At 35.6% G+C, this 17,689-nt stretch carries 10 protein-coding genes; all 10 read right to left on the reverse strand.

Going from position 1 to position 17,689, the window contains the following annotated elements; translation table 11 throughout:
• The 10 genes from HMPREF0669_RS06180 to HMPREF0669_RS06225 all read right to left on the reverse strand — a co-directional run bounded on the left by HMPREF0669_RS06180 (window position 1) and on the right by HMPREF0669_RS06225 (window position 17,674).
• Entirely contained in the window at window positions 1–528 is a 528-nt protein-coding gene (locus tag HMPREF0669_RS06180; protein ID WP_009227660.1) for a nitroreductase family protein, read from the reverse strand.
• 369 nt (window positions 529–897) lie between these two features.
• The gene (gene uvrA, locus HMPREF0669_RS06185; protein WP_009227661.1) at window positions 898–3,726 is read right to left on the reverse strand and encodes an excinuclease ABC subunit UvrA; all 2,829 of its coding nucleotides are present in this window, start codon (window positions 3,724–3,726) and stop codon (window positions 898–900) included.
• A gap of 1 nt (window position 3,727) precedes the next feature.
• A complete protein-coding gene (rho, locus tag HMPREF0669_RS06190; protein WP_009227662.1) occupies window positions 3,728–5,731 on the reverse strand; it encodes a transcription termination factor Rho in 2,004 nt (667 codons plus the stop codon).
• Window positions 5,732–6,025: 294 nt separating this feature from the next.
• Complete coding sequence (locus HMPREF0669_RS06195) at window positions 6,026–7,243, reverse strand: lipopolysaccharide assembly protein LapB (protein WP_009227663.1); 1,218 nt, start codon at window positions 7,241–7,243, stop codon at window positions 6,026–6,028.
• A 47-nt stretch (window positions 7,244–7,290) separates the two neighbouring features.
• A complete protein-coding gene (gene gyrA / locus HMPREF0669_RS06200; RefSeq protein ID WP_020967246.1) occupies window positions 7,291–9,882 on the reverse strand; it encodes a DNA gyrase subunit A in 2,592 nt (863 codons plus the stop codon).
• A gap of 414 nt (window positions 9,883–10,296) precedes the next feature.
• Window positions 10,297–12,000: an AAA family ATPase gene (locus HMPREF0669_RS06205; protein WP_020967247.1), complete on the reverse strand. Its 1,704-nt coding sequence runs from the start codon at window positions 11,998–12,000 to the stop codon at window positions 10,297–10,299.
• 37 nt (window positions 12,001–12,037) lie between these two features.
• Window positions 12,038–14,548, reverse strand: a complete 2,511-nt coding sequence (locus tag HMPREF0669_RS06210) for a transglycosylase domain-containing protein (protein WP_009227666.1) — start codon at window positions 14,546–14,548, stop codon at window positions 12,038–12,040.
• A gap of 45 nt (window positions 14,549–14,593) precedes the next feature.
• The gene (gene miaA / locus HMPREF0669_RS06215; protein WP_009227667.1) at window positions 14,594–15,496 is read right to left on the reverse strand and encodes a tRNA (adenosine(37)-N6)-dimethylallyltransferase MiaA; all 903 of its coding nucleotides are present in this window, start codon (window positions 15,494–15,496) and stop codon (window positions 14,594–14,596) included.
• Window positions 15,493–16,263 (reverse strand): acyl-ACP--UDP-N-acetylglucosamine O-acyltransferase, encoded by a 771-nt coding sequence (gene lpxA / locus HMPREF0669_RS06220; RefSeq protein ID WP_009227668.1) that lies wholly within the window; start codon window positions 16,261–16,263, stop codon window positions 15,493–15,495. Before lpxA ends, miaA begins: the two co-directional genes overlap by 4 nt.
• A 19-nt stretch (window positions 16,264–16,282) precedes the next feature.
• Window positions 16,283–17,674, reverse strand: a complete 1,392-nt coding sequence (locus HMPREF0669_RS06225) for a bifunctional UDP-3-O-[3-hydroxymyristoyl] N-acetylglucosamine deacetylase/3-hydroxyacyl-ACP dehydratase (protein ID WP_009227669.1) — start codon at window positions 17,672–17,674, stop codon at window positions 16,283–16,285.
• Window positions 17,675–17,689: the final 15 nt, after the last annotated feature.

Below are 17,689 nucleotides of genomic sequence, written 5' to 3' on the forward strand. Positions count from 1 at the left end.
TTACCACTTACCAATATGCACCTTTTCCCACTTAATTTTGTCGGCATTGTGGGGTGTATTGGGTTTGTTGGGGTAGCCAAACGCAATGAGGGCAAGCACCTGTTGATTGGCAGGAATATCGAGAATGCCTCGCACAATCTCTTCGCACGAGGTGTTGTCAGAAAGATATCGATCTCTGATTTGAATCCAACACGATCCCAGCGATAATTCTTCTGCCTGATATTGCATGCTCACTCCAACAATCGAAGCATCTTCAATCCAGCAGTCATTCACACTTTTATCACCGCACAAAACTACTACAAGAGGGGCGTTGGCAATGAAACTGATGTAGTGTTCTTTTGCTTCAGCTAGCTTTTCTATATCAGCCTTGTTGTCAACTGCAATGATGTCCCAGCCTTGTCTGCCCTTTGAAGAAGGCGCAAAGAATGCACTTTGAAAAAGTGTTTCAATGTGTTCGGGAGCTATTTCGGTTGTTTTAAAATCTCGACAGCTACGTCTATTAATTGAAAGTTGCTTAAAAGAACTCATTGTTTTTCCTTTCTTTTTAGGTTAAACATTTAGAAAATGCGTTCCACAAAGGTAGATTTTTCTTATTGAACTCACAACATATTGTTCTATAAATATAAAATATTGCCTTGCAAAAGCATTACTATTGGTGGGTAAAAGCATTGCTTTTATTAGCTAAAATCATTACTTTTATCAGCTAAAAACATTGCTTTTGTAGTATGCTATATTTAACTTGGTTATGATATATTTATAACCTAAAATTATATTATAAAAGAAAGGAAGTATAATATAAAATGAGCAATATAAGAACTTACTTTTATTATTAAGTCGTGTTTCTTATATTGCTCATGCTTAATGCTTATTTTATTATCTATTATCTTTGAGTTATTTCTAAGAAAGTAGATCTTTTAAGTATTTTCCAGTAACACTTTCTTTTGATTTTACAAGGTTTTCGGGAGTTCCTTGGAATACTAGTTTACCTCCTTTGTCACCTCCTTCAGGTCCTAAATCGATAATATAGTCTGCACATTTTGCAACTTCTAGGTTGTGTTCAATTACAAGAATACTGTGACCACGTGCAATTAATGCGTCAAAAGCAGCTAAAAGTTTTTTAATATCATTGATATGAAGTCCTGTTGTGGGTTCATCAAAGATGAACATCGTAGGTTCTTGTTTCTCAAGTCCAATGAAATAAGCCAATTTAACACGCTGACTTTCACCTCCAGACAATGTCGATGAGCTTTGACCTAGCTTGATATATCCTAGTCCAACATCTTCTAAAGGCTTTAATTTGTTAACAACTGATTTTTGTTTGTGTTGTGTAAAGAATTCAATAGCTTCAGAAACTGTTAGGTTTAGAATATCATTAATATTCTTTCCATCTACCATTACCGATAGAATATCTTGTTTAAAGCGTTGTCCATGACATGCATCACACTCTAAAACAAGGTCTGCCATAAACTGCATTTCAACAGTAATAACACCTGCTCCCTTACATTCTTCACATCTTCCACCATCTGCATTGAATGAGAAATATTGTGGAGAGAATCCCATTTGTTTAGCCAATGGTTGTTCTGCAAAGAGCTGTCGAATGGCATCATAAGCCTTAACGTAAGTTGTAGGGTTAGATCTTGAACTCTTACCGATAGGATTTTGGTCTACAAACTCAACATGTTTAATGCTTTCCCAATCTCCTTTTAGTTCGTTATATTCTCCTGGTAGATCTGCAGTTTCATCTAAATGACGCTTTAAAGCAGGGTATAATGTGCCTTTAATTAACGACGATTTACCCGAACCACTCACTCCTGTTACAACAGTAAAGGCATTTAAAGGAATTTCAATGTCAATTCCTTTAAGGTTATTCATTCGTGCTCCTGTAAGTAGAATTGATTGATTCCATGCTCTTCTTGCTGCAGGAGTAGAAATCTTTTCTATATCTTTTAGATACTTAAGGGTATGAGAATGAGGATATTTTTTTATTAGTTCATCGGTATTTCCATCAAGAATAACCTTTAAATCATCATTAAATACAATCTCACCACCTAGTCTTCCTGCGTTAGGACCAACGTCAATAAGATGGTCGGCAGCGTTAATCATATCAGAATCGTGTTCAACAACAATCACAGTGTTGCCTAATGACTGTAGTTCTTTTAGCACTTTAATGAGTCGTTCGGTATCTCTTGTGTGCAAACCGATACTTGGTTCGTCTAGAATATATAGCGAACCAACAAGTGAACTGCCAAGAGATGTGGTGAGATTGATACGTTGACTTTCTCCACCACTTAGTGAATTAGATGCTCTATTGAGCGTTAAATAACCTAATCCCACATCTCTTAAGAATGAAAGTCTATTCTTTATTTCTATAAGAAGACGTTTTCCGATGGTTTGTTCTTGTTCTGTTAGCTCTAAATGGTTGAACCATTCGATGAGATTTGCAATGGGCATCTGCACTAAGTCTGTGATACTCATTCCGTTAATCTTTACCCAATTTGCCTCTTTCTTTAAGCGAGTGCCATGGCATTCAGGACAGGTTGTTTTGCCAGAGAATCGACTTATCATGAAACGACTTTGCATTTTATATACGCTTTCCTTAAGAACTAGGAATAAAGCGTTGATACATATACGTTCTTTTAGTGGTAAGTGTTGCTCTGAAGGCAATCCATTCCAAAGCTGGTCTTTTTGTTCTTGTGATAGAGCATAATAAGGTTCGAATATAGGAAAGTTATCTGTTGGAGCCCTTCTAATAAACTCATCTTTCCAAATTCCAACCTTTTCTCCTCTCCAAGGTTGCACACATCCATCGTAAACGCTTAAAGATGTCTTGGGAATAACCAACTTTTCATCGATACCTATAATATTTCCAAAACCTTCACAGTTAGGACATGCGCCCAAAGGTGAATTGAATGAGAACATATTATTATTGGGTTCTTCGAATGTTATACCATCTTCTTCAAACACAGTAGAGAATTGGTAGATGATATTAGATGGTAACATCATAACCAAACAAGTTCCGTTCCCTTCATATAATGCTGTTTCTATTGAATCTGTTGCCCGAGAAACAAACTCCTGGTCGTCGCTTTTTGAGAGTCTATCAATTAAAAGTGCAATCTTATCAGTAGGGATATTGCTTAGCAAGCTAGTGTCTTCTAGAACGTCATCGATGCGATAAAACTCGTTATTACACCACATCCTATTATATCCTTCTTGCTGTAATAGCCCCAATTGACTTGTTAATTCTTTTCCTTTATCATGTTGAAAAGGAGCCATAATGGTAAACTTTGTACCATTAGAAAACGATGAGATCTGATTTAAAATATCATCAATTGTATGCTTCTTTACTTCTTTTCCACTTACAGGAGAGAAGGTTTTACCTATTCGGGCATATAGAAGTCGAAGGTATTCATATATTTCTGTTGATGTACCTACAGTACTTCTTGAGTTTCTTGAATTAACTTTTTGCTCAATAGCAATAGCTGGTGGGAGTCCTTTTATATAGTCAATATCAGGCTTACTCATTCTTCCTAAGAACTGTCTTGCATAAGATGACAATGATTCTACATATCTTCTTTGTCCTTCTGCATATAAAGTATCAAAGGCAAGTGATGACTTTCCTGACCCAGAAACACCCGATATAACGATAAATTTGTTTCTGGGTATATTGAGACTCACGTTCTTTAGATTATTAACACGAGCTCCTTTTAATTCAATATAGTTTTCCATCTTATGAATTCATTGACAATAAGAATTCTTCGTTATCGTGAGTTGTGCTCATTCTATCATGTATTGAATTCATAGCTTCAATAGGATTCATATCAGAAATGTACTTACGAAGAATCCACATTCTATCAAGTGTTGTTCTATCTTGTAGTAAATCATCACGTCTAGTGCTTGATGCAACAAGGTTAACAGCAGGGAATATACGTTTATTTGATAGGGATCTGTCAAGTTGAAGTTCCATATTTCCAGTACCTTTAAACTCTTCAAAGATCACTTCATCCATCTTACTTCCTGTATCAATCAATGCTGTTGCGATTATAGTTAATGAGCCTCCTCCTTCGATATTACGTGCCGCACCGAAGAAACGCTTAGGCTTTTGAAGTGCATTTGCATCGACACCACCAGTTAAAACCTTTCCTGAAGCAGGAGAAACAGTATTGTATGCTCTTGCTAAACGAGTGATAGAATCTAGGAATATCACAACATCGTGACCACATTCAACCATTCTTTTTGCCTTTTCCAATACGATACCAGCTATCTTTACGTGTCTTTCTGCAGGCTCGTCGAATGTAGATGCAATTACTTCTGCATTGACTGTACGAGCCATATCAGTAACTTCTTCTGGACGTTCATCAATTAATAGCATCATTAAGTATGCTTCTGGGTGATTTGCTGCAATGGCATTAGCTATATCTTTCATTAATATTGTCTTACCAGTCTTTGGTTGTGCAACTATAAGAGCACGCTGTCCTTTTCCTATTGGAGAGAAAAGATCAACGATTCTAGTACTTAAATTGGTTGTACTTCTATCGTTACAAAGATTGAATTTCTCATCTGGAAAGAGTGGAGTGAGGTGCTCAAATGATATTCTATCACGCACTTCGGATGGATTTCTGCCATTAATTTTATCAATACTTGTTAGCGGAAAGTACTTTTCTCCATCGTGTGGGGGACGCACATGACAATAAACGACATCACCTGTTTTTAATCCATAGCGTTTAATGAATGATGTAGCAACATATATATCATCAGGGGATGAAAGGTAGTTATAATCGCTAGAGCGTAAGAATCCATATCCATCAGGCATTATTTCTAAAACTCCAGAAGAGGTAATTATATCTGAGAAATCATAACTTTGTTGTGGTTCCTCAATAAAGTTCGTAGTAGGTGAAATAGAACTAGTTGCAAGTGGAGTAGTAGGGTTATCAAAAATATCGAAAGTAGGCATTGCACCTTGATCTTCGATAGGTATATCTAGTACCGTAATAAAGTCAGTTCCGTCTCCAGGATCACCTTCCCAAAGCCCTTCTGAAAAATCCTCTTGGGGTATTTCTTGTGTTTCGTTGTGAGAGTTTATCTTCTCTTTAAGTTGTTGAATAAGTGTATCTTCTTGATTGAGTTCTTTAGAATTACTTGATAAGTTGTTTGTCGAGAATGCTGCTTCAGGTACAAAGTTTTCTTCAGAAGTTATAGGTTCTTTTTGATTTGTAGTAGAGAGAGAAATCTCAGTTGTAGATTCTTTTACCTCAGGTTCTAGTTCTTGATTTTCTTGTTCCTTTAATTTTTCTTCTTCTTGTTTTTCTATTTGTTCAATAAGTTCAAGTTCTTTCTTTGTTTTACGGCCTCTATGCTTAGGAATCTTTGCAAGCTGTTCTTCAGTTGTTATCTCTTTATTGTTAATAGAGGTGGTTATTGCTTCGTCTTCTACGTTCTTTTCTTTAAATAAAGAAGGTTGTTCTACTGCTTTTTTGTTTTTCTTTACATCGAAGTTCTCGCCTTCTTTTCCGTTGACAGAATAAACTCGATCGGTTTCTTTCTTAGCTATTCTTGTTCTTTTTCTTGTAGTTCCCAAAGGGTTTTTATTGCCTTCAACAACTGCTTGACGGTCTAGAATAGCGTAAATAATTTCTTCATGGTTGAAACCTGATTTGATTTCGGCACCTATCTCTTTAGCAATATCCTCAAGCTGGGATATACTTTTGGATGTTAATACGTCTTTGCTATACATCTGTATATATAAAAATGTGGTTGAAAAAAGAAATGTTTCTCGGACAGAAACATATATATTAAATATGTGGATGCAAAGGTATAAAAATCATAGGAAACAAAAATATATACTAGTCTATAAATTTATCTATTTAGTATTTTTTAAGGAAGTATATTATAACTCATATTTTTCTTGTCAGGAGGATACTTAAAGCTAATAGAATTCATAGAGAATCTAGATTTATTTATAGCAAAAATGGTAGAAGCTACTCAATCAGCTTCTACCATTTTGATAATTATATTTATTTTAAAGTAATTATTTAACTAACGCTTCTAGATCTTTTGTGCGAGAATCACTTGCACCATACAATGAATAGTATGCTTGATACAAAGGATATTTCCAGTTTGCACGTTCGCAAGATGGATCTACATCACGAGCAACTTCAAGATACTTCACTGATTCTTCGTATAGTTTCTTTTGCTCAGCATTATTGCCATTGATGTTAGCAGCCTTGCGGTTTAATGTAAAACCAAGATATGTTAGAACAAGAGAATCATCTTTCTTTGTTTCAAGAGCCTTCTTAAAGTCGTTGATTGCTGCATCATCATTACCTGCATTCATGCTTTCTTGACCTCTCATAGCTAGTGCCATGAAGTCTCCAGAGTTAGCTGAAAGACGTGTATCAATCATCTTTGCTTGTTCATTCTTCATGCCTAAGCTACCATACATTGCTGCAAGATTAGCAAAGATTTGCTCGTTATTTGAATCATCTGCATATAAAGTCTTTAGTTTTTCTACGTAAGCTAGAGAGTCTTGTTTTGTCTTTAAATCTTGTTGCATCAAGTAAAGTTTAAGTCCAAGAGCATCTTTTTTAGCTTCAGGATCCTTCATTGCGATGTCAACATACTTGTTAGCCGATAATAAATCCTTTTCTTGGAAAGCATAAACTGCAGCAACACGTGCAATTTCTCCTAAATATTGATCTGGATTTTTAGTTCTATCTACTTCAACAAACAATGGAGCTTCTGCAGTTTCTACATACATCTTAAAATTTTTATATGCTTCTTTTGCATCATTCTTCTTCATCGCTTCTTGTCCTGCACTGATAATATAAGGACGTAATGGATATAATCGATCTTGGTTTGTCTTATGGTATTTAGGTTTAACCTTTCCCTTTTCGTTTGGCATTTGATCATATTTATCTACGATAAGAGCATTATCTAGTGCATTATAAAGAGCAATATAATAACCTAATGTATCATAAGGTTGAATGTTATCTTGTTTTAACTGCTCTGCAGTTGCATTGGCTGTTATAATTTGTTGTTCTTTATCAATCTTTGTCATTGATAGTTCTACAAGCTTATTATAAGCCTTTGCTTTTTGCTCGGCATTGAAAGTTGCTTCGTTAGATTTTACCAATTGTACGGCGGCATCATACGAATTTGATTTCAAGATGTTTTTTAATGCATCTTCTTGTGCAAAGACTGTAGTGGCAGAAGCTACCATTAAAGCCATAAACATTAATTTTTTCATAGTGATTCTATTTTTTAATTGTTTTGTATGTCATATTTATCTTCATTTTATTCAGAAGCGTCTTGGGTATTACCAAGAATTGTTTCTGTTGAAGTTTCATTTGAAGTTATGGTGTTTTCGAGTTCTTCTTGTGCCTTATCAAACTCTGAACGGCTCTCTTCTCCAGCTGCTGCTTCAAGCTCTGAGCTCATCACTTTACAAACACTTGCAATAACATCGTTCTTCTTTGATAGGTTTATTAGGCGAACACCTTGTGTCGCTCTACCCATAACTCGTACCTCAGAAACTGCCAAACGAATGGTTATACCACTCTTATTGATAATCATAAGGTCGTTATCATCATTGACATTCTTTATTGCAACCACACGTCCTGTCTTCTCAGTGATATTTAATGTCTTCACACCTTTACCACCTCTGTTGGTTACTCGATAGTCTTCTACAGACGAACGCTTACCATATCCAGTTTCACTTACAACCATTACATTTTCTGCTTCGGCATCATTTACAACAATCATACCTACTACTTGATCGTCATCGCCATCGAGTTTCATACCTCGAACACCTGTTGCTGTTCTACCCATAGCACGTACTGTCTCTTCATTAAAGCGCACTGCACGTCCATTTTTGTTTGCCATAATGATTTCGTTCTTACCATTTGTTAGGCGAACATCAACCACTTCATCTCCTTCTGCAATATTAATTGCGATAACACCATTTGCTCTTGGACGTGAATAAGCTTCAAGGCTGGTCTTCTTAATGGTACCATTCTTAGTAGCAAAAACCACATTATGTGAGTTAACAAACTCTTCATCATCAAGTCCTCTCAATCGAAGTATTGCATTCAAGCCATCATCTGGATCAATATTTAATAGGTTTTGAATAGCTCTACCCTTTGAGTCTTTGGTGCCTTCAGGGATATTATAGCACTTCAACCAATAGCAACGACCCTTCTTTGTGAAGAATAACATAGTCTGATGCATGGTCGCTGGATAGATAAACTCTGTGAAATCTTGTTCACGATGACGCACTCCCTTAGAGCCAACTCCACCTCTTGCTTGTTCACGGAACTCAGAAAGTGGAGTACGTTTGATATAACCGAGGTGACTAACAGTTATCACTACAGGATCATTAGGATAGAAATCCTCTGCATTGAACTCATGTTCTGCAGGAATAATCTTTGTTCTTCTCTCGTCACCAAACTTCTCTTTCAACTCGTTTAACTCATCTTTCATCACCTTTTTACAAAGGTTATCGTCTGTAAGAATACTTGTTAAATAAGCAATTCTTTGTTGAAGCTCATCAAATTGAGCATGTAATTCTTCAACTTTCAAGCCAGTGATTTGAGACAAACGCATATCAACAATTGCTTGAGATTGCAACTCGTCAAGGTTAAAACGTTGCTCAAGATTTGTTCTAGCTAGTGCTGGTGTACGACTTGCCTTTATGATTTGCACCACTTCATCAATGTTATCACTTGCGATAATCATTCCTTCTAGAATGTGTGCACGTTCTTCTGCCTTCTTAAGTTCGAACTTTGTACGACGAATAGTTACATCGTGACGATGTTCAACGAAATACTTGATGCAGTCTTTCAATGTCAATAAGCGTGGACGACCTTTCACTAAGGCAATGTTATTCACAGAGAATGAACTTTGAAGAGCTGTCATTTTGAACAGCTTATTCAAGAGAACATTAGCGTTTGCATCACGTTTCACATCGATAACAATACGCATTCCTTGACGACCAGACTCATCATTGGCATTTGAAATACCTTCAAGTTTTCCTTCTTTAACTAAGTCTGCGATATATTCAATAAGCTGTTGCTTGTTAACTCCATAAGGAATTTCAGTAATAATGATTTTATCTTGATTTTCATCACTTTCGATTTCAGCTTTTGCACGCATAACGACTCGACCACGACCTGTTTCATATGCGTCCTTAACTCCTTGCAAACCGTAGATGTAACCACCAGTTGGGAAGTCAGGAGCTTGTATATATTGCATTAATTCTTCAGTGTTGATCTCTTCATTATCGATGTAAGCACAGCAACCATCAATCACTTCTGACAAGTTATGGGTTGGCATATTGGTTGCCATCCCTACCGCAATACCATTTCCACCGTTTACTAATAGGTTGGGAATTTTTGTTGGCATTACAGTTGGTTCTAGTAATGTTTCATCAAAATTAGGCACCATATCTACAGTGTCCTTATCCAAATCGTCCATCACATACTCACCAATTTTCTCTAAACGACACTCTGTGTAACGCATTGCAGCTGCAGAGTCACCATCGACACTACCAAAGTTTCCTTGTCCATCCACTAGGGTATACCGCATATTCCAGTCTTGTGCGAGGCGAACTAAAGCTCCATACACTGATGAATCACCATGTGGGTGGTACTTACCGAGAACCTCTCCAACTACACGAGCGCACTTTTTATAAGGATTGCTACTGGTATTACCTATATCACGCATACCATACAAGATACGTCGATGAACTGGTTTAAAACCATCTCGTACGTCAGGTAGAGCACGAGCAACAATCACTGACATCGAATAGTCGATGTAAGAAGACTTCATTTCTTCTTCGATATTAATCTTGATAATTCTATCCTGATCTATCATTTGATTTTCATCCATTGATAATATATAATTAGAAGTTATTTATTCTCAAAAATTATCTATAATGCCATTTATTTTCGTTCTAAGGAGATTTACTATCTCTTTTGATGTTGCTAAATTACTATTTTTTTTGAAATATAAAAACTAATTTGATCAAAAATAGGCGTAATGAAGCTTTGTTTTATATTTTTATCCTTATAGTATATTCAAAATATATTTTATTGAGAAGTTCAAAGTAAGATTTTAATAATTCAACTTAATATCAAGTATTTGAATATACCATTAGAAATACACTTTTTCATTATGTCTAGAAATAAAATTATATCCATGTTGTTTATTATCCTTTTATTTTCTAGGGAGTCAACTAGGAATATATAAAATACAATTATTAAATTAAGAACTAGGAGTTTCCTAATTTTATGAACTTCTTATTTAGTTATCTATGAATTCTTTAATCTTTTCAATTCTTTTTCTTGGCTCTAGATAATCAGGACACAACTTAACAGCCTTCTCGTAATTCTTTATAGCCGCCTCAAAAAAGTGTTCTTTCTCACATTCTCTCCCCATCATTGTATATTCAACTGCAAGTTCTTTCAAGAAAAGATTGTGTTGGTTAAGCTCATTTTTTATGCGTTTATTCTCTCTCTTAAGCTTGTTTATTTCATTCAACTTATATTGAATAAATCTCTTTGGAAGAGGCTTCTCGATATCATATCGTTGATGAATGGCAATAAAAAAGTGCGAAAGAGCATCTTTCATATTTCCTTTATTAAAAGCAAGAACAGCTTGTTGGTACTCTCTATCTGCTTTACTCTCTTCTAACACCTGTTTAATCAAATCTTGGTTGTTGTATCTTTGAGCAAATTGAACAATCTCAGAGCGAATGAAAACATCTTCCTTTCTGATTGGATATTTTAGACTTATACCCTCGAGAGAGGTACATCTACTTAGGGCAACGTATGTTTGTCCACCAGCAAAGACACCGCCAGTTAAGTCGATATTTACATTGTTGAATGTTAGCCCCTGACTTTTATGAATGGTAATTGCCCATGCCAGCTTTAAAGGATATTGTTGGTAAACACCAATTTCTTGCTCTTCTATCTTTTGTTCTTTTTCGTTATACGAATAAATAACATTACTCCAAATCTCTTGTTCAACATTTACTTCTTCGCCTTTTTCAGTGCGAACAACAATAATTGTAGGTTCTTCTTTACTGAATGATACAATACTTCCAAGTGTTCCATTTACCCATCGTTTTTCCTTGTCGTTCTTAATGAATAAGACTTGAGCGCCAACCTTTAGATAAAGTTCTATTGGAGTGGGGAGATTATTTTCGGGAAAGTCGCCCTCAATATGCCCATATAACATAATAGTTTTACCTGGTAGGCAAGAGAGTTCTTGTTCATTGATATGATCTACAGTATCTCTTTTGCCTGAAAGAGTGATCGCAAGCTTATTCTTCTCGTTGGTAATAACTTTTCCTACTTGTTGATTTAATGTGGATAGTTGATTGATTGATACGCTTGTTGTTCTGATACTATCGAGAATATTAATGAAAACGGGGTCGGTTTGTCGATAAACCTTTTGCAGTTCGATAGACACCAACTTCATTTCTTTAAAAACAATAGCATCGAAAAAAAAAGGGGATGAGTAATAAGGTTTTAAGAGTTGGCGTTCGTCTTCTTTTAAAACGGGTTCTAGTTGGTACATGTCGCCAACTAAAAGTAATTGCTTTCCTCCAAATGGTTGGTAGATATTGCGAGAATAAACACGTAGAACTTTATCAATAAAGTCAATAAGATCTGCTCTAACCATTGAAATCTCATCGATAATAATCAACTCAACTTCTCTTAAAATCTTTCGTTTTTCACCGTTATATTTAAGTGTGTCTTTTAGCTTCTGTTGTGTATAACGAGTGTCATTGGGAAGGAGTGGGTGGAAAGGAAGTTTGAAAAAACTGTGTAAAGTGCTTCCACCTGCATTGATAGCAGCTATTCCTGTTGGAGCAAGAACAATATATTTCTTCTTCGTTGTTTGAGCAATATAACGCAAAAAGGTACTCTTTCCTGTCCCTGCCTTTCCTGTTAAGAATAGTGTTTGATGTGTATGTTGAATAATCCTGATAGCATCTTGCATCTCAGGATTATTCAAATCGATATTCAATTTATTTTTCTTAGAGTTGTTCAAAATTTACAACTTGTTCTTTGTTCTTTTTGTTTTGTTTATCGCTACGTGGGTTTTGTTCTTTCTCATTGGTTGGTCTTGATTCGTGTTTTGTTCCTTCATTAGGAGTGATTCGAATGTTACCGTCTTCATCAAGAATAATTTCTTCGTGAGAAATGTTTGTACTATCTGTTACGGTAGTATCTCTTCTTGAAGATGAATAGTAGCTTTGGCAATTATACATGCTGCTTGTTATGTCGTCATCCTTAGGTTTACCGAACTGCCCATGATACTTTTTAAAGGCACTATCTCCAAAAACTGATTGTAAGAAATAACCACAAATAGGTAGTGCGGTACGTGAGCCTTGACCTAAAGCACCTGTTCGAAAGTGAATACTTCTATATTCCCCACCTACCCAAGCACCACAAACAAGTTTAGGACTCACGCACATAAACCATGCATCAGAGTGGTTGTTTGACGTTCCAGTCTTACCTCCAAAGTCGGTATCTCTATAATCTCCAACATAAGCCCATAAGCTTTGAGATGTTCCACCAGGTTCTCTCATACCGCCCATTAGTAGTTGTTGCATAAAAAAGGCACTTTTATAAGATATTACCTGGGTTTCGCTTGTTGGAGCAACATATACCTCATGTCCTTCTTTATCAAGGATTCTTGTAACTAATATTGGATCATGATGTTTACCATCATCTGCAATTACGCTATAAGCATTGGTAAGTTCCAGTAGATTAATGTCACTAGAACCAAGTGCAAGAGATGGAGTAGGGTCTAAAGGACTTTTGATACCCATTTTTTGAGCAGTCTCGATTACACGTTGAATGCCCATTTCTTGACCTAAACGAACAGCAACAGAGTTGATACTTCTTGCAAATGCACCCTTTAAAGGGATTGAGTCTCCGCTGAAACGTCCATTTGCATTAGAAGGAGTCCAAGTTACTTCTTCACCCTTTTTCTTGTCAAATACCTTCATTGAGATAAATTCATCTCTTCGTTTATCACAAGGAGTTAGTCCTTGATTCATTGCTTCTGTATAAACAAAAAGCTTGAAAGTAGAACCTGGTTGACGCATTGCTGTAACCTTGTCGTATTTCCATGAGTTGAAATCGATATCTCCAACCCATGCTTTTACTTCACCAGTTTGAGGCTCCATTGCAACGAAAGCACAGTGCATGAAATGTACCATGTAGCGAATAGAGTCCATTGTAGATATTTCTTTCTCAATAATTCCTTTATCATAATCGAACAACTTAACCACATGAGGCTTGTTTAGATAATATGAAATGGAATCGGGATTGTTGGGAAATTTAGCCAATAAGTATTTATAATATGGCTGTTTTTGAGCAATGTTTTCGATGAAATTAGGAATTTTATTGCCATTCTCATCAATCCATGGATCGTTATCCCCCCAGTGATTATTAAAATTTCTTTGGACTTGTCGCATTTGTTTGCGGGCTGCATCTTCAGCATATTTCTGCATACGAGAATCGATGGTGGTATAAATTTTTAAACCACTACTATATAAGTCGATTCCATTTTCATCACACCAATCCTTTAGATGGTCGGCAACGGCTTCTCTAAAGTATTGTGCTTGTCCATCATAATTCTTTTCAACCTTAACATCTAGCTTAATAGGGATTTGAGTTAATGAGTCATATTCTGCTTTTGTTATGTCGTTATGCTGATGCATTCTCCATAAAACAGTATTTCTTCTCTTTAAACTATTCTCAGGATTGGTGATAGGGTTATATGAGGTTGTTGCTTTCAACATACCAACCAATACTGCAGATTGTTCGATAGTGAGGTCTTTAGGTGATGTGTTGAAATAAGTTTTACTTGCAGTTTTTATACCATAAGAATTGGCTCCGAAATCAACAGTGTTTGCATACATCGTAAGAATATCTTCTTTATCGTATACCATTTCAAGTTTAGTAGCAATAATCCACTCTTTACTTTTCATGATAAGCATACGAATTCCAGGTATGCTTCCTAATAAACCTGTAGAATAGTTGGTACGGACACGGAACATGTTTTTGGCCAACTGCTGTGTGATTGTAGATGCACCACGTGCGTCGTGGCGGAAAATTGCGTCTTTTGCAGCTGCAAATAATCCAGGAATATCAATACCAAAATGATGATAGAAACGCTCATCTTCAGTGTCGATAAGTGTTTTCCAAAAGATAGGATTGACATCGCTATATTTCACAGGAGTTCTATTCTCATTGAAATATTTACCAATGAGAACACCATCTGCACTATAAATTTCTGATGCTTCTGATGTGCTTGGCTTTTTAATTTCACTGAATCCAGGTGATTTACCAAATAGCCATAAGAAGTTTACGTCAACAGCAATGAGATAAATTGCAATAAATACGAAGAAAGAGGCAATACCTGATAGTGCTTTGATATACCATGCTCTGCCAACGAAAAGCTTCTTGTACCAATTGAAAAAGTCTTTTATCTTTTGCAATAATATACTAAATATCTTTTTTATTTTATCAATCATCTTTCCAAATTATTTGTTATAACAAAAATACAAAATACATTGTAACTATAAAACGCTGTCTATGTATTTTATAATTTCTTTAGTATTGAAAGGCGAGAACCATTTAATGTCTTGATCTCTTTTAAACCAAGTCATCTGTTTCCTCATGTATTGTCTTGTATTTGATTGTATTCTACGAATTGCTTCTGCGTAATCTATTTGGTTATCTAAATACTCAAACAATTCTTTATAACCAACTGTATTTAATGAGGTTAGGTATTTAAAAGGATAAACTCTTTTTACTTCTTCTAATAAGCCATCCTCTGCCATAGTTAATACACGATCATTGATGCGCTCATACATCTCTTCCCTAGGTAGTGTTAGCCCTATTTTGATGATTTCAAAGGCACGTTCTTTAACAGCATTCTTTCTAAAAGAGGTGTAAGTTTTGCCTGTTTGTAAGCATACTTCAAGTGCATGTATTACTCTACGATAATTTTTCTTGTCTACAATGCCATAATGAATAGGGTCAAGTTCTTTCAATTCTGCAAGTAAAGGTTCTAGTCCTTCTTGCTTGAAACGGTTCTTTAATAATTCCCTTATCTCATTATCAATAGTTGGAATATCGTCTATTCCTTTACATACAGCATCGATATACATCATACTTCCACCTGAAAGAAGAAGTGCGTTGTGTGTTTTAAATTCGTGATTGATTATTTTAAGTGCCTCTTCTTCATAGATAGCCGCACTATAATAGTCGTGTATACTATTGGAACCAACAAAATAATGTTGAACATCTTGTTGTTCTTCATTTGTTGGAGCAGCTGTGCCTATTGGCAATTCTCTAAAAATCTGTCGAGAATCAGCATTGATAATAGGAGAATTAAGATGCTTTGCTAATTCTAAACTGCATTGTGTTTTACCAACAGATGTTGGTCCCAATAGAACAAAAAGCTTATGCTTTTTCATACGATGATTCCACGTTGAGAAGACTCTACGAAATCAATAATGTATTGAATCTCTTTAGTAATCTGAAGATTTTTCTTGATTTCAAGAATTCCTTCTTCTTTAATTCCTTTGGAATATAATAAGCGATAAGCATCGTGAATGAGTGTAATTAGTTCATTACTAAAGCCTCTTCTACGTAAACCAACAAGATTAACTCCAGCATAACGTGTAGGTTCCTTACCTGCAATAATAAATGGAGGGATGTCTTTAGAGAAACGACATCCACCTTGTATCATTACATATCCTCCAATCTTACAAAACTGATGGCATAAAACCGAAGCACTAATGATGGCGTTATCTTCTACAATAACTTCTCCTGCGAACTTTGTTGAGTTACCTACAATGATGTTTGATCCAATAATACAATCGTGAGCGATGTGCATGCTCTCCATAAGTAAGTTATTACTTCCTACCTTTGTGGTTCCTCTTGAAGCGGTGCCACGAGAGATCGTTACGTTTTCACGAATACTATTGTTATCACCTACTTCACAAAGTGTGTCTTCCCCCGCATATTTAAGATCTTGAGGTTTAGTTGAAATGCTTGCTCCAGGGAAAATTTCATTATTGCTTCCAATTCTTGCACCCCTGCTTATTGTGACACTATTTTTTAGGTTATTGTTGTCGCCAATAATGGTATTGTCATCAATAAAGCAAAAAGGACCTATTATATTGTTATCTCCAATCCTTGCATTGGGATGTACATAAGCTAAGGGACTGATGTTATTCATATTAAAAGAACTTAGTTAGTTATTTGTTTTTTATGATGCTTGCAGTGAAAGTTGCTTCTGATACAACTTTATCTCCAACAAACATATAACCTTTCATTGAACTGATTCCATGGCGGACAGGATGAAGTAGTTCTACTTTAAATAATAAAGTATCTCCAGGAACAACCTTTTGGCGAAACTTAACATCATTGATACTTAAAAAATATGTAGACCATTTCTCTGGTTCTTCAACTTGATTTAATACAAGAAGACCACCACATTGAGCCATAGCTTCAATTTGAAGGACACCTGGCATTACAGGTTCTGTAGGAAAGTGTCCGACAAAGAAAGGTTCGTTACTTGTGATATTTTTTACCCCAACAATACTTGTTGCACCCATTGCGATAATCTTATCAATAAGTTGCATTGGATAACGATGAGGAAGAAGTTCTCTAATTCGATTGTTATCCATTATTGGCTCTTCGTTTGGGTCATAGATAGGAGCTTGCACCTCATGTTTTCTTATTTCTTTTCTGATAAGGCGTGCAAACTTATTATTGATCGTATGACCAGGACGTGTTGCTACAATTCTACCCTTAAGAGGTTTTCCTATTAGAGCAACATCACCTATAATATCAAGTAGTTTATGACGAGTACATTCGTTATCCCATTGTAAAGGTTTGTGTTGAATGTAGCCAATTTTATTAGCATCCATTCTTGGAACCTTCAAAACGTCTGCAAGTTTATCTAATTGTTTTTGCTCTAACAAACGTTCATAGATAACAATAGCATTGTCGAGATCACCTCCCTTGATTAAATTTGCATCTAAAAGAGGAATTATATCTCTAACAAATACAAAAGTTCGTGCAGGAGCTATTTCTTTTTCATAATCTGCTATATTGTCTAAAGTTGCAAATTGACTACTAATAAACTTAGAATCAAAAGAACACATTGCAGTGATACTGAACTCTTCATCAGGAAATATAGTTATACAACTTCCTGTTTCTTCATCTTTTACTTCAATTTTATGTCTGATGATATAATAATCTTTAGGAGCATTTTGCTCTACCAATCCTATCTTTTTAATCCTTTCTACATAAATTGTTGCAGAGCCATCAAGAATTGGAAACTCAGGTCCATTAACCTGAATTAAACAATTGTCAACTCCAAGGGCATATAATGCAGATAGACCATGTTCAATAGTTGATACACGAACATCTCCAACAGCAAGAACTGTTCCTCTTGTTGTATCTACAACTTTTTCTGCAACAGCATCGATAATAGGTTGTCCTTCAAGGTCAATACGCTGAATTTTGTAACCTGTATTCTCTGGAGCAGGATTGAAAGTAACAGTAAGATTGAGACCCGTGTGTAAGCCTTTTCCACAAAGAGAAAAACTTCCTTTTAGAGTCTTTTGTTTTGTTGTTTCCATTATATTTATTCTCTG

The organism is Prevotella sp. oral taxon 299 str. F0039 (assembly GCF_000163055.2).
Lineage (GTDB): Bacteria > Bacteroidota > Bacteroidia > Bacteroidales > Bacteroidaceae > Prevotella.